21 protein-coding genes and 1 pseudogene are annotated in these 22,164 nt (G+C 42.8%); 19 read left to right on the top strand and 3 right to left on the bottom strand.

The features are described 5' to 3' along the window. The first annotated feature begins 39 nt into the window (after positions 1-39). Both yycI and EDM21_RS14565 read left to right on the top strand, forming a co-directional pair. Positions 40-804 (top strand): two-component system regulatory protein YycI, encoded by a 765-nt coding sequence (gene yycI, locus EDM21_RS14570; protein WP_157336463.1) that lies wholly within the window; start codon positions 40-42, stop codon positions 802-804. A 44-nt stretch (positions 805-848) separates the two neighbouring features. Beyond that, on the top strand, positions 849-1,655 hold the full coding sequence (locus EDM21_RS14565) for an MBL fold metallo-hydrolase (protein WP_068776515.1): 807 nt from the start codon (positions 849-851) through the stop codon (positions 1,653-1,655). On the opposite strand, the gene EDM21_RS14560 is transcribed toward EDM21_RS14565, so the two are convergent. Then, entirely contained in the window at positions 1,624-1,836 is a 213-nt protein-coding gene (locus EDM21_RS14560) for a hypothetical protein (RefSeq protein WP_068776516.1), read from the bottom strand. The two genes, EDM21_RS14565 and EDM21_RS14560, sit on opposite strands and share 32 nt — an antisense overlap. 153 nt (positions 1,837-1,989) lie before the next feature. Between EDM21_RS14560 and EDM21_RS14555 the strand changes: the two genes are divergently transcribed. Both EDM21_RS14555 and EDM21_RS14550 read left to right on the top strand, forming a co-directional pair. Then, positions 1,990-3,234, top strand: coding sequence for a trypsin-like peptidase domain-containing protein (locus tag EDM21_RS14555; RefSeq protein ID WP_166542014.1), 1,245 nt, complete (start codon positions 1,990-1,992; stop codon positions 3,232-3,234). 20 nt (positions 3,235-3,254) lie between these two features. Beyond that, positions 3,255-3,422: a CxxH/CxxC protein gene (locus EDM21_RS14550; RefSeq protein WP_084783750.1), complete on the top strand. Its 168-nt coding sequence runs from the start codon at positions 3,255-3,257 to the stop codon at positions 3,420-3,422. A 320-nt stretch (positions 3,423-3,742) separates the two neighbouring features. Here EDM21_RS14550 and EDM21_RS14545 read toward each other — a convergent pair whose 3' ends face one another. Further along, positions 3,743-5,266, bottom strand: a complete 1,524-nt coding sequence (locus tag EDM21_RS14545; RefSeq protein ID WP_166542024.1) for a gluconokinase — start codon at positions 5,264-5,266, stop codon at positions 3,743-3,745. A gap of 384 nt (positions 5,267-5,650) precedes the next feature. Between EDM21_RS14545 and rlmH the strand changes: the two genes are divergently transcribed. From rlmH to EDM21_RS14515, 6 genes are all read left to right on the top strand, one after another. Next, the gene (rlmH, locus tag EDM21_RS14540; RefSeq protein WP_068776518.1) at positions 5,651-6,130 is read left to right on the top strand and encodes a 23S rRNA (pseudouridine(1915)-N(3))-methyltransferase RlmH; all 480 of its coding nucleotides are present in this window, start codon (positions 5,651-5,653) and stop codon (positions 6,128-6,130) included. A 453-nt stretch (positions 6,131-6,583) separates the two neighbouring features. Next, complete coding sequence (locus EDM21_RS14535; RefSeq protein ID WP_157336459.1) at positions 6,584-7,816, top strand: hypothetical protein; 1,233 nt, start codon at positions 6,584-6,586, stop codon at positions 7,814-7,816. A gap of 7 nt (positions 7,817-7,823) precedes the next feature. Continuing rightward, complete coding sequence (locus EDM21_RS14530) at positions 7,824-8,378, top strand: hypothetical protein (protein ID WP_157336457.1); 555 nt, start codon at positions 7,824-7,826, stop codon at positions 8,376-8,378. Continuing rightward, positions 8,366-10,273, top strand: coding sequence for an AAA family ATPase (locus tag EDM21_RS14525; RefSeq protein WP_157336455.1), 1,908 nt, complete (start codon positions 8,366-8,368; stop codon positions 10,271-10,273). Before EDM21_RS14530 ends, EDM21_RS14525 begins: the two co-directional genes overlap by 13 nt. 230 nt (positions 10,274-10,503) lie before the next feature. Next, positions 10,504-11,358, top strand: a complete 855-nt coding sequence (locus EDM21_RS14520) for a class I SAM-dependent methyltransferase (RefSeq protein ID WP_157336453.1) — start codon at positions 10,504-10,506, stop codon at positions 11,356-11,358. Next, complete coding sequence (locus tag EDM21_RS14515; protein WP_157336451.1) at positions 11,355-12,173, top strand: restriction endonuclease; 819 nt, start codon at positions 11,355-11,357, stop codon at positions 12,171-12,173. Before EDM21_RS14520 ends, EDM21_RS14515 begins: the two co-directional genes overlap by 4 nt. A 570-nt stretch (positions 12,174-12,743) precedes the next feature. Here EDM21_RS14515 and EDM21_RS14510 read toward each other — a convergent pair. Beyond that, positions 12,744-12,884 carry a hypothetical protein gene (locus EDM21_RS14510; RefSeq protein ID WP_157336449.1) on the bottom strand — a complete coding sequence of 47 codons (141 nt, stop codon included), beginning with the start codon at positions 12,882-12,884 and terminating at the stop codon, positions 12,744-12,746. Positions 12,885-13,125: 241 nt separating this feature from the next. Here EDM21_RS14510 and EDM21_RS14505 point away from each other — a divergent pair, with 241 nt between their 5' ends. The 9 genes and pseudogenes from EDM21_RS14505 to EDM21_RS14470 all read left to right on the top strand — a co-directional run bounded on the left by EDM21_RS14505 (position 13,126) and on the right by EDM21_RS14470 (position 22,030). Further along, positions 13,126-14,094 carry an RNA-binding domain-containing protein gene (locus EDM21_RS14505; RefSeq protein ID WP_157336447.1) on the top strand — a complete coding sequence of 323 codons (969 nt, stop codon included), beginning with the start codon at positions 13,126-13,128 and terminating at the stop codon, positions 14,092-14,094. Positions 14,095-14,152: 58 nt separating this feature from the next. Then, positions 14,153-14,638, top strand: a pseudogene (locus tag EDM21_RS25385) (EamA family transporter); the annotation flags it as partial. A gap of 259 nt (positions 14,639-14,897) precedes the next feature. Then, entirely contained in the window at positions 14,898-15,446 is a 549-nt protein-coding gene (locus tag EDM21_RS14500; protein ID WP_157336445.1) for a hypothetical protein, read from the top strand. Positions 15,447-15,560: 114 nt separating this feature from the next. Next, positions 15,561-16,640 carry an IS3 family transposase gene (locus EDM21_RS14495; RefSeq protein ID WP_157336442.1) on the top strand — a complete coding sequence of 360 codons (1,080 nt, stop codon included), beginning with the start codon at positions 15,561-15,563 and terminating at the stop codon, positions 16,638-16,640. 382 nt (positions 16,641-17,022) lie between these two features. After that, positions 17,023-18,762: an ABC-F family ATP-binding cassette domain-containing protein gene (locus tag EDM21_RS14490; RefSeq protein ID WP_157336440.1), complete on the top strand. Its 1,740-nt coding sequence runs from the start codon at positions 17,023-17,025 to the stop codon at positions 18,760-18,762. A gap of 292 nt (positions 18,763-19,054) precedes the next feature. Then, entirely contained in the window at positions 19,055-19,627 is a 573-nt protein-coding gene (locus EDM21_RS14485) for a hypothetical protein (RefSeq protein ID WP_166542013.1), read from the top strand. 71 nt (positions 19,628-19,698) lie between these two features. Next, a complete protein-coding gene (locus EDM21_RS14480) occupies positions 19,699-20,316 on the top strand; it encodes a hypothetical protein (protein ID WP_157336438.1) in 618 nt (205 codons plus the stop codon). Between the two features lie 12 nt (positions 20,317-20,328). Next, positions 20,329-21,345 (top strand): hypothetical protein, encoded by a 1,017-nt coding sequence (locus EDM21_RS14475; protein WP_157336437.1) that lies wholly within the window; start codon positions 20,329-20,331, stop codon positions 21,343-21,345. 124 nt (positions 21,346-21,469) lie between these two features. Next, on the top strand, positions 21,470-22,030 hold the full coding sequence (locus EDM21_RS14470) for a DUF4303 domain-containing protein (protein ID WP_157336435.1): 561 nt from the start codon (positions 21,470-21,472) through the stop codon (positions 22,028-22,030). Positions 22,031-22,164 lie beyond the last annotated feature (134 nt).

Below are 22,164 nucleotides of genomic sequence, written 5' to 3'. Positions count from 1 at the left end.
GGTAATGAAGACCGGAGTAAGGTGGAGGGGAGGCTGGCGATGAACTGGGGACGGGCGAAGACGATCTTGATCTTATCGTTCTTCTTTCTGAATGTGGTGCTCGGTTATCTCGTGTGGGCGGGGAAAGAAAAGCAGACAGAACTAGCCACGGACATGTCCAGTGTGCTGCAGGAAACGAACAAGCTGCTCAAGGACAAGAATATTCAGCTCAATCATGAATTGCCCAAAGAAACGCCGAGGTTAAGAGAAATTACATTCAAATTCGCGGAAACATACAAACCGGACATCATGCTCCAGCTCCGTTATCCTTTCAAATTCACGAACCTCTTGAACCGGTCTACGGCCAAAGAGGAATTATCCAAAATCGATATCCCGCAGCTGGAGTCGTACCAGTATGATCCGGTTGTAAGTACCAAAGGGATGTATGTGCTCAATCAGGTATACAATGGTTATCCGATGTTCGACGTTCAATTGAAGATGTACGAGAATGATACATTAATTACCAGTTACCGGCAGACCTATGTTGAAGTAGAATCAGGTGGAGAAGACAAGGAGCAGAAGGTGATTCACGCCTATACGGCTGTGCGCAGCCTGGTGGATAAATTCCTGCTCGACGGTACGGTTATTACGGACGTAAGGCTCGGTTACCACGGGCAGCTGTTCGATTCCCAGACGCAGTATATGGTGCCGAATTGGCGTGTATCGATTGATAACGGCGATATCTACTATGTGCATGCTTTTAACGGTGCGGTAGAGATGCTTACGAATACGACGGAAGTTCAGAGTTTGTTGAAAAAAAAGTGATCCAATCCCGATGCCGGGATTGTGCGATAGAGGAGTTAACGCGTATGGCTTTACGGTTTACGGTACTCGCCAGCGGGTCTACCGGGAATGCGACGGTAGTCTCTAACGGAGATACGACGATATTGGTGGATGCGGGGCTTAGCGCCAAGAAAGTGGAGCAGCTGATGCTTGAGCGTGAAGTGAAGGGAGAGGACATTGATGCCATCCTGGTCACTCACGAGCACTCCGATCATATTAAGGGCCTCGGGGCTATTGCCCGGAAATATAATCTTCCGGTGTACGCCAACCCGAAGACTTGGGACGCGCTTGATAAGCATATCGGTAAAATCTCGGAAACGAATAGGCGCCTGATGGCTACGGGCACGGAAGAATTCTTCGGTGATATCCGGGTGGAATCGTATGGAATTTCGCATGATGCGGCAGAGCCGGTGGGCTACTGCTTTCACTGCGGGGGCCAGAAGCTGGCTATGGCGACGGACCTCGGGTACATGAGTACGAAGGTCAAAGACGTTATTGGTGATTCGGATGCGATTATTCTCGAAGCCAACCATGATATCGAGATGCTGCGGATGGGACATTATCCGTGGAACATTAAGCGCAGAATTCTGAGCGATCTCGGACACTTGTCCAATGAAGCGGCTGGGGAAGCTATTCTCGATATCATGACGGCTCGTACCAAAGCTATCTATATGGCGCATTTGAGCCAGAATCACAACCTGATGGATTTAGCCAGGCTTACGCTGAATAATGTAGTAGAAGACCGGGGAGTATCCCTGAAGGAACGGAAGGTCCGGCTGATGGACACGTACTTTGACCGTCCTACGAAATGGGAGGAGCTGGGTAAGGACTGAAGCTGTTATCGAGTTTGTCGATACGTGCCTGGAGCTCCTGGGAAGTCACAAGGCCTTTGTCAATCAGAACATCGATCAGGGCGGTGAGGATGAGTGAGCTGCGGTAGTGGTCCTCTTTGAGATCGGCGAGCTTGCCGATAAGCTGGACCTCGTCCAGAGATGTACGGATACGGTTGTTCATGTTAATCCTCTCCTTGGGAAGGTTAATAGTTCAAGAGCCGGAGCCATTCTGGTAAATCTAGCAGATACGTTTACTATTATTGTAGGCTGATCGGGCCGAAAACATTCCTGGTTTCTTGAAAAATCCGCCGTTTGAGCGAGAGGTGTGGGTCGCGTGAGTTTATTCGATGACGATTTTTATTCTACGAAGCCGTCCAAACGGCAGCAGAACCAGGAAGAAGGCGGATGGCTGCCGTCGAGACGCCGGTTCCGCTTACGTACGGGAGCAGGTCCGCTTGGAATGCCGGGTCTGCAAAAGATGCCTAACCGCACCTTATGGATAGCCGGGGCAGCCGGAGCTGCAGCGATGCTGGTCATCGTCCTGCTGGTACAGGCGGTGACCGGCACCGGCAGTGCCAAGCCGGCCGCTATATCCGCTAAGCAGCTGGAGGATTCTTATAACAATGCGGTTGTCCAGGCAACCGAGCGGGTCAAATCGGCGATTGTCAGTATTGTCAGCGTACAGCCCGATGCAGAGGATGAAATGAAACAGACCGGCATCGGTTCCGGCATTATTTTCGAGAAAAAAGGCTCCAAGGTGCGCATTGCGACGAATTATCATGTCGTGGACAGCGGGCAGGAGTTCGAGGTCTACACGGCATCCGGCGAGAAGAAGAAAGCGCAGCTGCTCGGTAAAGATCAGATTACGGATCTGGCTGTGCTGGAAACCGATGCGGACGGCTTAACGGCCATTGCCGAGTTCGGCGATTCTTCCGCTCTGAGAGCGGGCGAGACGGTCATTGCGCTGGGCAACCCCCTCGGGCTGGGCTATTCGCCGACTGTGACCAAAGGCATCGTGTCGTCCCCGAAGCGGCTTCTGCCGATCTCATTCGCGATGGATGGGCAGTATGACTGGGAGATGGAGCTAATCCAGACGGATGCTTCCATCAACCAGGGCAACAGCGGCGGAGCGCTCGTCAATCTGGAGGGCAAAGTCGTAGGCATTAATTCGCTCAAGATCGCGGAAATGGGCGTCGAGGGCCTGGGATTTGCCATTCCGATTAAGGATGCGGAGCCGGTCATCCAGTCTCTCATTAACAATCAGAAGGTCATCCGTCCGCTGATGGGTGTGTCCACGCAGGAACTGCAGCTATTCGAAGATACCGAGTCCTTGAAACTGCCGGCTGATGTTAAAAGGGGCCTGATCGTGATAGAAGCATCCGGGCCTGCCGAGAAGGCGGGACTTAAAAGCGAAGATGTGATCGTGGAGATTGAGGGCAAGAAGATCGAGACCACGGTGCAGCTGCGAAAATTCCTGTATAATGAGAGCAAGATTGGAGATAAAATTCAAGTGACCTACTACCGCGAAGGTAAAAAGCAGCAGACTAATCTGACGCTTACCGAAGCGGGAAAGAACTAACAGGAAGAAGGGGCAAAGTAATGTTCACAGTCTGCAAAGAGCATCTGGAGATTGCAATTGATCAATTCGTAGACGAATATGAGGACGCGCCGGATATCGTGGATTTAGATAAAGTGAGCTTTGCTAAGTGGGAACCGCCTGTCCATTGTGAGCATTGTCAGGTGAAGCCGGAGTATTTGGTGGTATAAGGTGCCGGCTGGAACACAGGGACTGCAATCCCGAACCTGACGTTATAGATTGAAAAAAATCCCCTGCACAGGGTTCGCTGGTTGCGAAGGCTGTGCAGGGGATTTTGTGATTGTTGGGAGCATGAGATCGAAGTTCCTCGGATACGGGTTGCCGGCTATGCTATGCAGCGGCTGGCGCATGCGATCGGCATTGGTGCTTGAGGGCAGAATGTGTACCCGATGGCCGATGGAGCTAGGCTCTCTGTTATCTGAATGGTTAAGTAATGGTGGAATCTGCTTAACTGGCTTGCGCTTAACTAACTTGCTAATGATAAATTAGTTTACTTATGGCCGCGGCGCTGGAACTCCGCAATTACGGAGAATTCATCCTTCAGCTTGTGGTACACCCGGTCGTATAGGGAGTACAGCTCCAGATACGTAGGCGCGTGCTCGATGTTCGGCTCCTGGCGGTCTGTGATGGAGATGAGCTTGTTCACGTCTTCCAGACGCTCCAGAGCGCCGACAGCATGCATGGCGAGTGCCACGGCACCGAAGGACGAGCTCTCGTGGCTCTTCGGAATGTGGACCGGATAGCCGAACATATCGGCCATGATCTGGCGCCATTCCGGTGAGCGGGCGAATCCGCCGGATGCGCGGATTTCCTTCGCCGGGCCGGCCAGGTCGCGCAGAGCGATGCCGATTCCGAAGACGGTGAAGAGAATGCCTTCGAGCACCGCGCGGATGAACTGCGGCCGCTTGTGGTGCAGGCCGATGCCGAAGAAGCTGCCGCGTGCATCCGCGTTCCAGTAAGGCGCACGTTCGCCGGACAGGAACGGCAGGAACAGCAGGCCGTCTGAGCCCGGGGCTACTTCCTTGGCTGACGCGATCATGATGTCGTACGGGTCTTTGCCCGTACGGCGCGCTTCCTCGACTTCGGGGAAGGAGAACTCGTCGCGGAACCAGCGCAGCATGAGGCCGCCGTTGTTGCTGGCACCGCCGATGACCCAGTGATTCTCGGTGAGCGCGTAGCAGAACGTGCGCTCCTTGGGATCGGTGAGCGGCTTCGGCACCACGGTACGGACTGCGCCGCTCGTTCCGATGGTGATCGCGACTACGCCGGGCTCGACCGCTCCCACACCGAGGTTGGCGAGCGCACCGTCCGCCGCACCGACTACGAAAGGCACGTCCGGATTGAGGCCGAGCAGATCGGCAAATTCGGATTTCATCCCGCGCATAATGTGCGTGGTCGGGACGATCTCGCTCAGCTGATCTTCCCGGATGCCCGCGATTTCCAGCGCATCGGCATCCCAGGCCAACGTGTTCAGGTTGAACAGACAGGTCCCGGATGCGATTGAATGGTCGACAATGTAGCGGCCGAAGAATTTGTGCAGAATATATTCTTTAATCGATATGTATTTGACAGCCTTGGCGAAAATATCTTGACGGTTCTCACGAAGCCACATCAACTTCGGAAGCGGCGTCATCGGGTGCATCGGGATTCCGGTGGTGTGGTAGAGGGAACTGCTGAGCTTCTCGTCCTTGAGCCGCTGAACCTGAGCCACGCTGCGGTTATCCGCCCAGATGATGCTGCTCATCAGCGGTTTGCCGTCCGCGTCTACCGGTATCACGCTGTGCATAGCGGTGCTGAAGCCGATCGCTTCCAGCTGCCTGGCATCGATCCCCGACTTCTGAATAGCCTCTTGGATCGATTTAAGCACAGCCTCGAACATAAGATCCGGGTCTTGCTCCGCCCAGGAAGGCTGCGGTACATCAAGCGGATACCCTGCTTCTCCAGCCCCTAGAAGAACCCCTTTCCCATCCGTAATAATCGTCTTCGTACTGGTCGTTCCGATGTCCAAACCCATGAAATAAGACAATTTCTTTCACCCCTGATTAATAATTATGGAGATTTCCTATTTGTGTAAAAGCTTCGCTTCCTACATTATAAGCGTTATTGGACCTGGTTCGTAGTGTTATATTTACCGTGCCGGGACGGTGCGTAATAGGGTAGAAAAACACTTGTGGATTCTTTGCAAAAATGGCGGGAATGCCGGAAAAGATTCCCCTATTGGCATCATACCTGCTAGGGAATATACGTCAAGTGTGTTTTTTTCAGGTGGGGCGGCGTGTATTTACGGGAATTGGAGCGGCGGCTTCCACGGAGTGGAGGGATTGCTTGGATTTAGGGGCTGTTTGCGGTAAAGTAAGGTCAGATTAATCCATGACCGGATACGAAAAGGAGCGCTCTTATGCACATCACGATAGCTACAATCGGCAAGTTGAAAGAAAAATACCTCGTCAACGGGATCGACGAGTACGTGAAGCGCCTTGGCCCGTATGCCAAGGTGCAGATGATTGAGGTGCCGGATGAGAAGGCACCGGAGAGCATGAGCCCTGCAGAGGAGCAGCAGGTGCGGGTGAAAGAAGGCGAGCGGCTCTTGGCCAAGCTCGCCCCGGACGCGTTCGTCGTGGCGCTGGCCATCGACGGGGAGACCTGGTCGAGCGAGCAGTTGGCGCAGCAGCTCGACCGGCTGGCCACCTACGGGCGCAGCCAGGTGGCCTTCGTCATTGGCGGCTCGCTCGGCCTGTCGAGCGAGGTGCTGCGCCGCGCCGACGCGAAGCTGTCGTTCGGGCGCATGACCTTGCCGCATCAGTTGATGCGGCTGGTGCTGGTGGAGCAGGTTTATCGGGCGTTTAAGATAAACCGGGGGGAACCATATCATAAATAGGGCGAAATTTCTAGAAGATCTGTCTAAGACGTCCATTGTAGTCAGATCCCATGTTATAAAGTTTTCTCAGCCCTAAAACCTCAACTTTCTTTTTAATATTTTTATATGTAAACACCGTTAAACCTCCATGGATATGACCATGTTGTTTAACGGTGTTTTATTCTATAAGAGGAGTGATGTAAATGAAGAAAAGAGTGATTCAAAAATACAACTAGTGAGCAGATCCCAAATTGCATGATTTCAAAAATTCGGGTTTGGATTCAGGATGAGCACTTACAACGAGTGATTTCCTTGTAGAAATATTAATTTTAAAATGATAAAATAGGAACATGTGTTCTAATATTTGTAAGTGTTCTTCCTTAAGAACCAGAATTTCGGATATTAAAAAGGAAAATGGAGGATGATGTCGAAATGCCATAGTGCATAAGATTCATAATTTAAGGATGGAAGCCTATGGAGAGAAGTATTATCAGTCGGGTAGTAGGTGAACAAAGTAAGGGTGAAAGGCTGCAACGACTAAGAGCTATCCAGTTAATATTTGATGAACTTGAAAAATCCACTAATATATCTGTACTTGTTGCATGTGAGTATATTGAGGATGTCTATATCACTTCAAACGATGGAAATGGTACGAGCAAAGAATATTTAGAGAGCGATAAAAGCTATGAGTCAAAATGTTTTTCATTAAACTCAGATGAAGTTAAGAATAGTTTAGTAAGCTTTCTTGATGTTTTTTTACATTATGGACAGCATATTCGTTTTGGCTTTTATACAAACACTGGAATTACAAATGAACGCACAACTGAGTTATTGAAAAAACATAAGATGGAATTACCTGAAAAAGAACTTATGCGTCTATTAATGGATAGAGACTATAATGGGGTACTTCCCTATTTGAAATGCATCATTTTAGATGATTACAAAAAGCAATATGCAGGTAAAAATGAGACCGGGTATTTAGATGCAATTGAGAGATATACGGATGAATTATGGATTCAATTCCTAAATCAGATTGATTGGAAATTTGATCAGGAAGACGAAAACGAACTTGAAATCACTTTATTATCAAAAGTTAAGAGTTGTCGCTTGTATGATACTGTGACTATATCTGGGAAAGAGCAGTATATTATTGATACGCTTGATAAAGAGCTTGAAAAAAGACAAGTATTCAAAGACCCTATTCATCGAATGATTAATGCAGATACAGTAAGAGCAAAATTTCTTGAAATAGGTAACAATGTGGCATCTACAAAACCATTAGACCCATGTTATGAAGATTGGGAGTCGATGGAAAAACCATTTGATGGTCGAAATATTGACAGTAAAATTAAAGATGTATCACCTGAATATGATGAATCAAATTTTGAGTTTTTTGCAAGAAAAATTGGTTCAATTGAAAAACAACTATTGAGAGTTCAACCGCAGGAACGTGGTGCATATCTTTATCGTGTGTTTGAATCTTGTGAAGAGCAACTGATACGAGTCGTATATAAGCAAACACGCCAATCCACAGTTGAGCCGCTAGTCGTTGATAACTGGATAGAGATTTTGGTTCGTTCAGCGACTTCACATTTAGAAGATTGGGGTAAAGATTATCATTACCCTTTCAAAAGTGAAAATGCTGTTCGTGATACGATTTATGAATTAATCAACTCATGTTATTTAGCTTTTGACAGGAGGAAATGAATGTGCAATGAGTGACCAAATAAAGAATGACAATGTGAACGTTAAGAAGCGCATGATGTTTAGCGCGGAAGATGATTATTATTATTTCGCTTATAATACAATAATTTTTTTACAGACACTTGGCTTTACCAGTGAGAAACAACGATTACAAGAATGGTCAAAATTAAATTATCTAATTCCTTTTTTGTCTAATCATGCACTATTTTCTATTGTTTCTTCCAATAAAGAATGGGATAGTATAGCTTCGCCCATCGATAGAAATCATTTGAAAGAAACCTACCTAAAAAGTCGGTTGCGACAAAATTGGGCAGGTTCATTATTCTATGCTCTTCAACAAAAAGGTATTATATCCATGTCTAAAAATGAAACTAGAAAATCATTCGATATGTGGTTAGCTATTGAAAACCTTCCAGAAGAGTTTTCGTCCTCAGAGTTATTTCGAATGGAACGTGAACACAGTAAGCAAATTAAATCCATGTTCTCATATATAAGAACAATGAAAACAAGCTCATTACTTGATGAATTGTTCCGCAAAAGGGGTGTACAAATATGGGAAGATTAAAAATTAATAAAGTGCATTACAATGGCGATAAGTACACCTATAGTTCACCCAAGTTAACAGATGGCGTAAATATTATTGAAGCTGGAAATGGTGGAGGAAAATCTACATTTAGTGCTTTAATTTGTTATGCACTTGGCGATTACGTCCACATGTTTAATTTTTCTAAAACAGAAGTCCATAAAGAAGTCAAGAACGATTCTAATAATTTCGTGCTACTTGAAATTGAAATCAATCATGAGCCTTACTTAATTAAGCGTTATTTTGGTCAAAAACAAAACAACATGATTATTGTCCAAGACAAGAATGGAAAGGAAGAGTCATTGTATTTAAACAGACAACATATGCCAGAGGGGCAATCTACTTACTCAGACTGGCTTCTTCAAAAACTTGGAATTGAAGTGGTCGACGTTTGGCAAGGCACGTCTCACTTTAAGGTGAATTTTACGGATTTGTTTCGTCTTATTCACTATGACCAAGGGACCGAACCAAAAAAAATATATAAAGAGCATAAAACAGATGGTAGTTTTATTTCAGATTCAATTAATGTACGTAAAGTCATTTTCGAGCTGTTGGTAGGTCATCGATTTTCGGATTATTATGCAATGCTTGGACAATTACGGGAGTATGAGAAACAAAGAGACGCAAAAAAAATATTATTTGATAATTTTGGTATTTTGGCTACTGAGATGGGGTATGACGTAAGCAGCCTTCCCTCAAGCGAGCTACTTAGAAAATTGACAGAAGATAAACTGGAACTTCAACGAGTTCAATTATTGCGTAATGATGTTAAGACTAGAAAATCAGATTCTTCAAAATTCGAACTACAAATTCAACAACTTCGTCAATCGTTAGTTCATAAAGAGCAAGAACTAGCAGACGTTCAAACAAATCTTAGCAATGTCTCATTTGAACAGCGTGATCTGATTGAACTGAAAGAAGAACTAATAAGAGAAGTTTCACATATTAACAAAATTATTTTTTCTCATAATACACTACATCTTTTTTCTCCAGACCTATGCCCTTGCTGTTTTAATAAAGTTGAACGTGTCCGTGGCGTTTGCTTATGTGGTGCAGAAATACAAGAAGGACAAAGTGAACGTTTCTTTTATAATTCACAGGAATATATTGAGATTTTACGTTCAAAACAAAAATCAGTTGAAACTATAGACGTTGCTATCAATTCATGTGGGAAAGAAATTACATCCTTACAACAAGTAATTAAGCAAATTCATTTGAACTTGGAGAGCATTCGAAGCCAATTGAAAGAAGCCGAACAGCACACGAATGCTAATAATCAAGAATTACTCCAATTGAATGAACGTGTATATCAATTAAGGAATGCTATTCAATATAGCGAAAATAGGATTAAAATCATAGAAAAGTATGAAGGAATTGAACGAGCTTTTAACAAAGCGAAAAATGATTATAATATGCTGCAAACAAAAGTGAGAAATTCACAGGATGCAATAGAACTATTAATACAAGCACAAATTAAGCAGTTTAATGAAATTTACAACGGCTTTATGACGAAGACTGTGAATGGAGTAACAAGCGCAGAGATTAATGAGGATTACATGCCTGTCATAAATGATGGATATTATAGAGAAGCCAGCTCAGATGTACCTAAACGTTTTTTATATTTTTTAACTCTTTTGGCTATGTCTTTGGACTCTAAGAATCGCATTCCATTCCCTCAGTTTTTACTTGTTGATACACCTGAAAATCTGGGGATTGATAAAGATAATTTAGATAAATGTATGGATAGAATTTCTGAGCTTAAATCTATGGATTACCAAATTATATTGACAACTGGATTAGGTAAATATCCTAAGACCTTGTCTGCGTTCATTAAACAAACCGTTATTGAAGGTGATAAGTTGTTAAAGCTTAAATAAATTAGAACCATTGTGGATTTGAACCACCGCGCTCCACCCCCCTAACTTCTATCAGCGCTGCGAAGGGCACCCAATCAGGTGTCCTTCGACTTCGCTCTATAGATGTTACTGAGAACCGTACCACAAGTGATGGCAACGGTTTTATTGAAAAGAAGGAAGAGGCTATTTTGTGTAGAATTAGGTGAATGGGTACTTATTATACACTGTATATTTCATATACGGAGGTTCTAATGACTGTTATAAACGACTCGGATGCGGTACTTGATAAGGAGCGGATACTACCACAGCATCAAGCCGCTCTGACCTTAATTCAGAATATTGTAGAGGACCCTCGCCTTGATAACTTTTCTTGGTTAGACCTCTGTTGTGGAAGAGGGCAGCTTATTTATCATCTAGACGACATGATAAATAGTGGTTCACGCTCTAAAATTTCTTACTGTGCATATGATGTTCAATCTGACTTTGTCACATTGACACAAAAGAAAGCAGAATCATTGGGGTTTAAGTCTTTAAGAGTAGAGGTTGGTGATATAGGCAATTACCCAGTAATTTATACTAGGGACCAGTCTTTCGATTTTATTACATTAACAAATACTGTTCATGAAATTAATGTACATATTCTATCGCGCCTATATGTCGAGTCGTTGCTTAGATTAAGTGACAATGGATGTTTGTTTATTTATGATATGGAAAGTTTACCTAAACTGGAGTTAGGCGCTATTACATGGACTGGTACAGAGATGCAGGAGATTTTTAATGTTCTATTTGATAATTTAGGGATTCCTACATATAAACCAACAGTTAGTAGAGTGAGACATAAAACAACAATCTGTTGGAGTATCCAGTTAAAGCGAGCTTATTTTGGAGTTTCTAATGAGAATTTAGTAGAGAAAAGTCAATCGGCGGTAGAAAATACACAGGTTCAAATCAATAAAATGTTAAGAGAGAAGTTTGACACAAGTAAGGCAATGCTTGATAGCTTAACTAAGTATGGCTCAGATAGTAGGCAGGAAGAGAATGAGCTACAAAGCACCTTGTATGACTTTTGGGCACTTAGTAGAGCATTGGAGGTAATTAAGCCATGAAAGCTTTTATTTCTCATTCATATCGAAATTCGAACTCGTATTTATTGGAAAATTTGTATAAACAACTAGAGAATTTCAAAATTGAGATTGTTAACAATCGTTATAGTTATATTGGTAATGAAGACATTACGGGTGAGTTATTGAGCTATATTCGCAAGTGTGATGTTTTTATCTCGATAATAGACAGTAGTATTCCGGAAGTCTTCTTAGAACTTGGTTATGCAATTGGCTTAGGTAAGCCAATAATATTGATCAGTTACGATGAAATAGAATTTCCAGCCCACTTGAAAAACTATCTTTACATTAGATGGGATAACGATAACATTGTTGTAGAGATAATGAGGTACATGGAACGCCTTAATAAGGGGACTCTAACAGATAAGCAAGGTGATGATTTTTTAGAAAGCGATGTAAATCAAGTAATTGATAAATTATATTGGGTTCCCGAAAGTCTGCAAAATATTGACGGGAAACAATTCGAGGAAGTTATATTTAAGTGGTTTATTAAGAAAGGGTTTCGAGTAGAAAGGATAGGAAGTAAGGATTATGGCTATGACTTTATTATACAAACCCCTTCTAGGGGAGAGGTTCTTGTTGATGTAAAAAAGTTTGCCCCCAATAACAATATAACTGTTATGAAAGTTCAGCAGTTATTAGGAGCAGTTCATGCGTACCATGCGGACGGAGGATTAATTATAACTAGTTCGGGGTATACAAGTTCAGCTCGAGATTTTGCATATAAATGTTCTCCAAGAATTGAGCTATTGAGTATTGGTGATTTAGTACTAGGTAATTTAATAGAAATTTACTCATAAGTTGTACTTCAATTAATATGAAGGGGCAACTAAAATGTCTCCCTCAATTTCATTCTCATCTAGAACACCGTGTCCTATTCAATATTGAATAGACAGGGAGTGGTTTAGGCACAGGGTGACTTGGTCTATCCTTCTATCCTCAGTCACTGTGATTTTCTTTATCAATCGAATGTACAAGCTGTTTACGCTTCTCGTGGCCGATGTTCTCGAAAACGGTACTAAAGGATGTCAGTAGCTCTTTAACCATCCCAGCAGATACTGGGGCCGTATTGCTCACGTTGCTGCAATATAGTATACTGTTGCTCTATTCGGTACCTATACTCGGATAGTTCAGTTATTCTAGACTTAAGCGCTGTAGGCTCTAATACATATTTTTCATAGAGTTTGTAATACTTGTCCCTTTTACGGTCAATATCAGCCAGTTCCTTTTCCAGTCGTTGCAGCTCTTGCTCCAGCGGCTTTTTGTAAATTGCCTGCTTACTATTACACTTTTTACCAATCCAACATGAATTAGCTCCGTTTGCAGATCTTGTTGTATCCGATGAATCGACATCAGCACATCTTCAACAATTAATGTGTCCAGTTCAGGGCCATGCTTGTGAACACAGTATGAAGAATGTAGGATTGTATAATGTCGAGCGTTTCAACACGTCTGCATAGGAGGTTTTCTTCCGTTACGAATTGCTCATACATTTTCAATACTTCACTCATCTCTGTCACCTCCCGAGGACAAACCAGCTTTCTTGTCTCTCGGGTTCATTTTTTTCGTGCCGAAGGCAGATTTCAACTGCTTGGATAGACGATCTAAGCCGATGCGCTTTTCCAGTCGTAAAGACATTCTATTTGTGGATTTGGGTGCTAGGTGGCGTGAGATCACATTCCGCAAATTCGGGGACTTACTGAGAGTATTTAATGCTAAGTTTCCTATGAAGGTCTTTAAGAGAAGTCGAGAGTGAATTACAAACTAAAAGGAATGATTAACTTGTCTAGACTAGACGAAATTCTTGGAATGATTAATAAAGAAGAAGGCTATGAGGTCGAATTCAAAGAATCACTCGTTGGACTTGAACCCGAAGATTTAGTTGCTTTTGCAAATTCTAAATTAGGCGGCATTATATTAATTGGTGTAAAAGATTCTAAAGATGCATCGGGAAAACAAGTAGGCGAGTTGGCAGGATGCAAGGTGGACGATAAAGGTAGATTAACAATACTTGATAAAGCAAACAGTTGTCGTCCACCTATTAACGTAGATATTAGTAGCGAAGAAATTGATGGAAAAGACATATATGTGATTAATATACTTTCTGGGGAGTTCAAGCCTTATTGCACAAACAAAGGAACATATCGGATTAGGGGAGACGGTCAAAAGAAATCGTTATATCCGAATGAGCTTTTATCATTGTTTATGGAGACTGAAAAGGAGAAATTCATATCAAGCTTTAAAGAAGTATCCAATGGGCTTGAAGAACAGATTATTCAGACGAGACATGTTTTAGTGGACGAAACCAATAGATTACTTTCGACATTTAAAGACTTTGAACAAAACATTAACAAGAGTCTTAGCGATATTGAATATAGCGCTGACAATGCGGATAGCAATACAAGTAGCGTCGAATCCACAGTAGGGGATATTGAAGATACAGTAAATGAAATGTGGAAGTTGTTGGTTTCCATTGCATATCTCCTTCCTAGAATTGATATAAACACAAGAAGGTTAAACAACTTATCGGGATATGAATATAATTTCGCGAAAGAAATTTTAGGAAGGTTTTTCAAACATTATCAAGGTGATAAACTTCCGAATGAGCGGGCATCTAAAAGCCAGAAAAATGTTATTAAGAGGATTTTTCCTGAGTTGAATTCGGGAAGAATTGACGAAATTTATATTAGCGTATTGAAATCATATCAAGAAGAAAACTAATTAATTTGTATAGAAAAAAGTATATTTATTATCATAAGCTCTTTTCGTTCGAAACCCTTGGGTATTATCCGCGTTAGGGAGTTTCCTTGTAGCAGGATTTGCTCTAGCTAATGGCGCTGCCTCTTCGCCGCTTGGTGATGGACTCATGCTATCTTCTACAATTATATGTGGATATGGATATGCGGAAGGTGCTCGTCTCTCTAGAAGACTCGGAGGATGGCAAGTCATCTCTTGGGCGCTTCTCATTTCGTTCCCCCTGATGCTTGTACTTACCTTGTACAGCATGCCTGAGTCATGGGAAACATCCAGGTAGCATCCTGCTTAAGCCTAGCTTATGTTTCGATATTCAGCATATTTATTGGTTTCGTGTTTTGGTATCGCGGTCTTGCTCAGGGAGGTATAGCAGCGGTTGGACAATTGCAACTCCTTCGGCCTGCTTCTCTCGGCTCTCGTATTGCACCAATCCATCGGTTGGCCAATCTTTATGGTTAACCTAGGCGTTGTCGTGCGCGTAACGTTTGCCAAACGGTTTGCTTCCAAGTGAGACCAGAGTTTGTAGTGTTTGAACTTCAGTATAAGCCTAACGGATATGATAGGACCCTACCGAATCCTTCGGACAGCTTCTGAAATGTAAGTTGTATTGCGGAATTATCCGCACAAAATTTCGCCCTATTTGAGATACGCTGAACCGTATCATAAGTAAGCACAAACTCATTAGGATATTAGATATTGGTACTAAAAAGGTTATAGCCTTGCAAAGCTAATAAACGAAAGCACGATTTTATGAAAAGGTTGTGTATGTCTTGGTAGATAACAATGTTCCAAATTATCTGTTTCATTATTACGAACAATCAGTTGGAGCTTTTAAGAATCTTTCTAGCTTACCAGTCAACCAAGCTGAGGGCATATTATCAAATATTCGACAACTAAATCAATCGTTTGCAAGTAAAAGACAAGCAAACTATATCGAGTTGAGGATTGAGTTAGAGCGTAGGATTAGACAATTGTTTATAGATAAAGGCGGTATACCTAAGAAATCATTTCCTCATTACATGACTTTAGGTTCATGCGATTGGCTAAAGGGATGGTACAAAGATGGTGGAAGCTTGCAAATAGCGATTGAGAATCTGAATTTAAACTCAATCAGTTTTACATATGGTGACTCATTTCCAGCAATGCGAGTACAAGATGGAAAACCATATAGGGGGCAAGTTTTTACATTTGAGGAGCTACCAAGACTACTTGAACTCTACGGTTTACCCCAAGTTTGGAATTGTGATGGCAGTCTAGCTCCAGAAAGATACATAGAGGCTCAGGTTTGGGATGATGAGGTTCTTAAATACATAGTGTAAAAGAGAAGTTCTATCCAAAGAAACCACTCCATTGGTGGAGTGAAGTGCACCCCTTAGAATAGACATTGGAAAAACCCTTGGTTATTCCGATGAATTCTAAGGGGTGCATTTTTTATGCCAGTAAGAAAAGGACAAAAGCTTCAAACCTACAGCTTTGAATTAAAAAAGAAGGCCATTGAAATGCGACTACAAGGGATAACCAAGAAAAAAATAGCGGAAGTACTAGGCATTACCGACATCGACCGATTGAAAATTTGGATGAGAAGATACAATCAATTAGGAGAGTACGGCCTCATGGATACGCGAGGAAAGCGAAAAGAATACGTGGACCAAGACCGTTATGTGAAGCGATTGGAGTTGGAGAATGCTGTCCTAAAAAAGTGGTTGGAGATTACGAAGCAGGAGGTGTACCAGAGAAATATCGTATTCTATGCCTACCTCGTCCGAAAAAGGATGGATCAAGATGCGTTTTCCAAGCAACTGATCTACGATACCTATTATTGCTACAAAGGGATCTACGGCTACCGCCAAATTCAATTGTTCCTTTTACAGGATTACGGCGTATGGATGAACCACAAGCGAGTTTACAGCTTGATGAAGCAATTGGGTTTACGGGCCAGAATTCGTCGTAAGTACCGCCATATTCATCATTCCACCATTGGTCTTCGAGTTGCTGAAAATCTAGTAGGACGGGATTTTAACGCTGACAGGCCCAATCAGAAGTGGGTAACGGACGTGACTCAGTACCGTATTAGCGATACCAAATTCTATCTGTCTGCAATAAAGGACTTGTGTCAAAACGAGATTGTGGCTTACGAGATGAGTCTGCGTAACGACAACCAATTGGTTCTCAATACATTCACTAAGGCCTTTGAAACACGGAAGGACGTGACCGGCCTGATCGTTCACAGCGATCAGGGATTCCAGTACACGTCCCGCGATTACCACGACATGCTGCCACAGGTTGGCGCCCAGATCAGCATGTCTCGCCGAGGCAATTGTTACGACAATGCCTCTATGGAGAGCTTTTTCTCCCATCTCAAAACGGAGGCTCTCTATCCTTATGATATACGATTTGTTGAAGAGGCACAAAGCAGAATTGCAAATTACATCTATTTTTACAATCATCATCGGCCACAACAAAAGCTGAATAAGCAGACTCCGGTTCAGTACCGTCATCAGCTTATCCAGTAGGGGTTTATTTCATTTGTCCGCTATTTGGGGTCTTGACCATGGCAGGAGTGGCTTTGTCTTTATATGCTGATATATATTTTGTGGTCAAAATGAACTTTGTGTTTAGATACATTACGGTTAACCATATCATCACAAGAGGCGTTTACACGAGCAGTCAACAAGGCTTTTCAGTTCACCCCTGTAGGCTGCCCAAAAGCTTCCCCATCTATTCCGTTGGTTATCCGTCAGGAGATAACATAGAACTTTGACCCCGAGGGATAGGATACAAATAAATTGAAGTTGGCTGTAAACAGTGTTACTCTAACAACGGTAAACTCAAAACCTATGTTTTGCAGTACATCTAATAATAGTCACTATTTTAGCTATAAAGAAAGGTAATACTATGATAAAAGTTGATAACTTATCCTTCTCATTTCCGCAAAAAGAACTATATAACAACATTTCATTTACGCTTGAAGAGGCACAACATTGCGCTTTTATAGGAACAAGCGGTAGCGGGAAAAGTACATTGATAGATATACTGATGGATCCGGAAAGATATATGTTCGAGGGCAGGTTAGAAATAGACCCGACTTGCACAATTGGGTATGTAAGTCAATTCTCACAGCTAGACAAAACTAAAGATACAACAGTTTTTGAATATATAGGGGAAGAATTTATTAAGCTACAAAATGAAATAACATCTATTTGTACGGAAATGGAAACATCTTCGGATATTGATTCGTTATTAGAAAAGTATCAATTAGCTTTAGACGCATTTGATTCAATCGGTGGGGATGATTTTGAAAGCAACATTAATAAGAAATTAAATCTAGCAAACCTCATGAAGCTAAAAGATCTCAAGGTATCCGCTCTGAGTGGTGGGGAATTCAAACTTATTCAAGTGATGAAGGAAATGCTTAGTAGACCAGATTTAATGATTATGGACGAACCAGATGTGTTTTTAGACTTTGAAAACCTAAATGCGCTTAAAAATCTTATTAATTCTCACAAAGGAATACTGCTAGTTGTTACGCACAACCGATATCTATTGAATCATTGTTTCAACAAAATCTTACACCTTGAGAACATGGAGATCCAAGAGTTCGATGGGCGATATATCGATTATAATTTCTCATTACTTCAGACTAAAATTGAGTTACAAGAACTCACCATCGCTGAGGGAGAAGAAATTGAGAGAAACGAGAGTATCATCGATAATCTTAGACATATCGCCACGTATAATTCAGAAGCATCCAGAGGGAGAGCGCTCAAAGCTAGAGTTAAATTTCAAGAACGACTGGAAGCGCGTAGAATTAAAGCACCTTTCGTAGATATTAAGCAACCGAATATCCGTTTGGATATTGATAATGAAATGGAAGACACCGTTGTTGTAACTGTTACTAATTATAGTGTTGCTTTTGATGAGCTGCTTTTAGACCATGTTAACTTTGAGATAAAATCTACGGATAAAGTAGCTATTATCGGTGCGAACGGTACGGGGAAAACGACTTTACTCCGAGATATCTTTAGAAATAATCATGATTCAATTGAAATAAATGCTGATGTTAAAGTGGCTTATTTATCTCAGAATCAAGGCGAAGTTCTAAATGATGCTAATACAATACTAGAAGAATTCATCGATGCTGGATTTAAAACGTATGACGATGTTAGATCGTATCTTTCAAACTATGGCTTTGAAGGTGAAATCGTTAATCAAAAGATAGCATCGTTATCTGGTGGAGAAAAAAATATGCTTCAATTGGCTAAAGTTGCTGCCAGCAAAGCAAACGTATTGCTCCTCGATGAACCGACAAGCCACTTAGACACCTATACACAACTAGCACTGGAGAAAGCCATTGAAGAATATAAAGGTGCGATTCTTATGATTTCTCATGATTTCTATTCTGTGGTAAATGGGATGGATTATGTTTTAATCATTGACGATAAGACGATTAGAAAAATGAGTATGCGAAAATTTAGAAAGATGATTTATGCTAGTCATTTTGATAGAGACTATTTGGAAGCGGAACAAAATAAAAAATCAGTTGAAATGAAAATAGAGTTGGCTTTAAAAGATACTAATTTTGAACTTGCAAAAGTATTGGTTGATGAGCTAGAAGAGCTGATTAAGTTGCTTTAAAAGAAAAGGGAATATTTCAACAAAGGGTGTCCCAAAAGTCATAAAATGACGGAGGGGCACCCCTTTTATTTTAACAAGGGATCGAAGCGCGCAGGGAAGGAGCTGGAGATTGTGCTAAACGTACAAGGCTATATCTCTACCCTCGCAAGGTCATTTCCAAAATTCAGATGAAAAGTAGGTAGACTCAGGAAAAATGAACACTATAATGGAAATAAGATACATACATAAAACTAATATAAGGATATAATCAAAAATCAGGCTGAGTAAGAAAGCGATTAGAGGAGGCCATCTCGTGGGAAGATCATTCGCAAATTTGCATATCAAGTCAAGCAACCTTGAGAAGACTGTCGAAGCATTAAGAGAGCTAAGCGCAGCGCATAGCGAAGTATTAGGCAAGCCAAATAATGAGGTTTCAGAGATCAAAGTCGTCATGTACATAAGCAAAAGCAACGAGAAGTGGATCAGCGTGCTCCACGATTATTTTGTATGGGGTACGGTGAAGAAGATCGGCCGGACGTTGTCCCGGCTTATCGAGGAGCCAGTGATGACCGCCGCATATATGAATGAGGAGTTATTCGAGTTGTCGTTTTTCGAGAATGGAGACATCCAGGCCGAAAGAATCTTTTGTGAACAGTGGACAAGGGATGAATATGAACAACTCCAAGAAGAACGTCTTAATGATGACTACCTGCAGAAGGCGTTGGATATCCGTAATGAGGATTTTGACGGCTTCATTAGCATTACGAGTCCGGCACAAGCTGTAGATAAGCTGTCGGAACTCGTGGGAATGTCTTTGTGGAGTGATTGGGAGTGGATACCGCACGAAGAAACTCTCAGAGAACGATTCGAGAAATATGAATTTTGACAATACATGAGCGGTATACGCACGCTTCCTCGCTTTAGATAGAGGTGATGAAGAGGGGGGGTGAACCAGCAATGGATAAATTAAAGAACAGCGGATTTTATAAGCTTAAATTTTTCATAAGTCCGGAAGAGTTTAAAAGCATTTTGAAGCTTTTTGAACATAAGCAAGCGCAATTTCATCTTACCAATTATGCCCGGACAGAACATGATCAGAATCAGGTGTATGAGGCGTATCAGGAATTTTATGAGTATTTTACGGCAGTGGAAAAAAGGAACGATTATCACCCCTTCTTTGTTTATTCCATTTCTGTTGCGTCTGATCATGAAAGCTCCGGATTTTTTGCGAGAAATGAAGGTGTCCATTTTCCATATTGCGGACAGTGGGCAGAGGATGAACTGCCGTGTATCTTGCTTTCATTTCCTAAAGGCTTTCAAATTGATTTGGAAGATGAACAAGGGAAGTATTATATCTATGAGGATATCCGGGACCATAAGCCGTTAACCTATACGTTTTTCAGTGAAATGACGGGCTCTATTAAAAAAATGACAAAGCCGCTTCGCTTCTCGGCGCATGACGCAGATGCTATGAAGGAGCAAAAGCCTTCTGTGCGTATAAGTCATGATGCGATTGACGACTTGAGAAAATCGTGGATTTTCAGTAAATATGGACTTGTGATCGATGGCAAGTAGGAGGGTTTACGAATGCGTAAGATATGGAAAAGAAGGATTCTGATCAATAATCCTGTTACGCTGGACCATTTTCAGATTGAGCAGGACTTGCGCGCCGGCAACCAAGTCATTGTCCAGTTCTCTCACCCGGAGTTTTATGGCTCCATATTGGAAGAAGTGGATGAGCTTTGCGCGCGCTGGGATGAGGACTTCGGAGTCCGTTTCTACGCCCACTATTCCCTGTCTTTTGATTGTCATACTCTCTTGCGGATTCCCCATGTCAAAATGCTGCAGCTCAATTGTCTCCTCCAAGCACATAACACCGAAGCATTGGCCGGGCTGGATAACCTGTGCAGTTTGAGCTTGGGCATATACGAGCTGGAGAATTCGGAAATTCTAGGGATTGATACGCTGCGCTCTCTAAAAATTTTAAACATTATCTCGGATAAGAAGATCCTCAACCTGCAATATTTTAAAGAGTTCCCTTATTTGGAAGAGTTGCATGTAGGGGGCAAGGTTAAAAACCTTGATGCTATCGGTTATCTGGAGGACTTGAACTATCTCGCGCTGCATTCGATCAGCAAACTGCCGTTACATTTTATTAACCGGCTGAGGAAGCTGAAGCACCTTCGCATTTTGCTTGGAGGCCGCGAGCATATTCAGGAAATTGAAGAGAATGCAATCGAGAACCTGGAGATCAGTAGAGTGCGCGGCTTTCATGACCTGACCAATATTACGGCCTTTCAAGCGCTGAAGAGACTGGTTATTGAGGATCAGATCAAGCTGCAAGAAATCAGCTTTGACCGGGAAATGAAGGCACTGGAGGAGCTAGCTATCAGGAATTGTAAAGGCTTGACTCGTTTGATGGGAATGGAGCGACTGCCTTTGCTGCACAAGCTTAGCATTCTCAGAACGGCAATCGATTATGATTCCTTCATCAATCAGAAACTTCCAAGTTCTTTATCTTCCGTGGAGTTTGCGACTTTCAAAAGTAAAGCAGACCAGGAAATACAACAATCTTTAATGAAATTGGGTTTTCAATCCCATTGATAATAGTTAATCACACAACCAGGCCGCCGATTAATTCGACGGCCTTCAGGCATATTGCGCAGACTTGATTGTAGCCAGGGGTTAGCCCTGAGCTGATCGACTAACGGAAAGGAGGGCCATTGTCATGAAGCCGATGCAAGAAATAGAGACGCTGGCGATAGAGATCGCCGATGCGGCCAGAACGTCTTTTCGCGCTCTTTTTGAAAATGGCGAAAGCTACTATTACTGTACGCTGTATACGACTGGCGAGGGACATGCGCCAAGTATCTCCGCCTGGTCGTGGGAAGCTTTGGAGACGGAATCGGCCAGCCAAGGAGACGAAAGCGGCACACCGGGATCGACGATTGCGGAACTCATCAAATGGTCCTATGCCGATTCGCCCTATTGTTGTTTCGGGGATGAGAACTTCGATCACGTTAAACAACGATTTATCGAGCGTCCTTTCATTGCGGATCTTGAGAATGACGAAAGGAATCGCGAGTTTGATGTGAGGTTGAAGGCCATGGAGCTGGCGATGAAAATGCTCGATGATGAAGGCGTGTTTGCCTTGAATCAACCGCGAGAGTCCGTATGCGTCCTTGTCGAAGTCATGCCGCCGGATGAGATCAATACCGAAATCGCCCTGCGTTTGAATCGGGCGGAATCTCCGGCTATGCAAGTATGGTTGGCGGAAGCGGCGGAGTAGAAGCATCCGCTTGCGGGAACTCTGACCGTCTGCTAGGTTCCGATTTAATGAGATGGCCGAGATTAAGGAGGATGTAAGCCTTGCGGCCTCTAGGGGAGCATGCTTTTCGTTACCGTTCCTAATTGAATGCGCCC

Source organism: Paenibacillus lutrae, from assembly GCF_009757775.1.
Taxonomy (GTDB): domain Bacteria; phylum Bacillota; class Bacilli; order Paenibacillales; family NBRC-103111; genus Paenibacillus_F; species Paenibacillus_F lutrae.
This window is presented reverse-complemented; position numbering and strand designations above follow the sequence as displayed.

What these genes read in the sequence shown, in the direction of transcription:
- yycI (WP_157336463.1), top strand. Translation starts at nt 40, where the DNA reads ATGAACTGGGGACGGGCGAAGACGATCTTGATCTTATCGTTCTTCTTT.
- EDM21_RS14565 (WP_068776515.1), top strand. Translation starts at nt 849, where the DNA reads ATGGCTTTACGGTTTACGGTACTCGCCAGCGGGTCTACCGGGAATGCG.
- EDM21_RS14560 (WP_068776516.1), bottom strand. Translation starts at nt 1,836, where the DNA reads ATGAACAACCGTATCCGTACATCTCTGGACGAGGTCCAGCTTATCGGC.
- EDM21_RS14550 (WP_084783750.1), top strand. Translation starts at nt 3,255, where the DNA reads ATGTTCACAGTCTGCAAAGAGCATCTGGAGATTGCAATTGATCAATTC.
- EDM21_RS14545 (WP_166542024.1), bottom strand. Translation starts at nt 5,266, where the DNA reads ATGGGTTTGGACATCGGAACGACCAGTACGAAGACGATTATTACGGAT.
- rlmH (WP_068776518.1), top strand. Translation starts at nt 5,651, where the DNA reads ATGCACATCACGATAGCTACAATCGGCAAGTTGAAAGAAAAATACCTC.
- EDM21_RS14535 (WP_157336459.1), top strand. Translation starts at nt 6,584, where the DNA reads ATGGAGAGAAGTATTATCAGTCGGGTAGTAGGTGAACAAAGTAAGGGT.
- EDM21_RS14530 (WP_157336457.1), top strand. Translation starts at nt 7,824, where the DNA reads ATGAGTGACCAAATAAAGAATGACAATGTGAACGTTAAGAAGCGCATG.
- EDM21_RS14525 (WP_157336455.1), top strand. Translation starts at nt 8,366, where the DNA reads ATGGGAAGATTAAAAATTAATAAAGTGCATTACAATGGCGATAAGTAC.
- EDM21_RS14520 (WP_157336453.1), top strand. Translation starts at nt 10,504, where the DNA reads ATGACTGTTATAAACGACTCGGATGCGGTACTTGATAAGGAGCGGATA.
- EDM21_RS14515 (WP_157336451.1), top strand. Translation starts at nt 11,355, where the DNA reads ATGAAAGCTTTTATTTCTCATTCATATCGAAATTCGAACTCGTATTTA.
- EDM21_RS14510 (WP_157336449.1), bottom strand. Translation starts at nt 12,884, where the DNA reads ATGAGTGAAGTATTGAAAATGTATGAGCAATTCGTAACGGAAGAAAAC.
- EDM21_RS14495 (WP_157336442.1), top strand. Translation starts at nt 15,561, where the DNA reads ATGCCAGTAAGAAAAGGACAAAAGCTTCAAACCTACAGCTTTGAATTA.
- EDM21_RS14490 (WP_157336440.1), top strand. Translation starts at nt 17,023, where the DNA reads ATGATAAAAGTTGATAACTTATCCTTCTCATTTCCGCAAAAAGAACTA.
- EDM21_RS14480 (WP_157336438.1), top strand. Translation starts at nt 19,699, where the DNA reads ATGGATAAATTAAAGAACAGCGGATTTTATAAGCTTAAATTTTTCATA.
- EDM21_RS14475 (WP_157336437.1), top strand. Translation starts at nt 20,329, where the DNA reads ATGCGTAAGATATGGAAAAGAAGGATTCTGATCAATAATCCTGTTACG.
- EDM21_RS14470 (WP_157336435.1), top strand. Translation starts at nt 21,470, where the DNA reads ATGAAGCCGATGCAAGAAATAGAGACGCTGGCGATAGAGATCGCCGAT.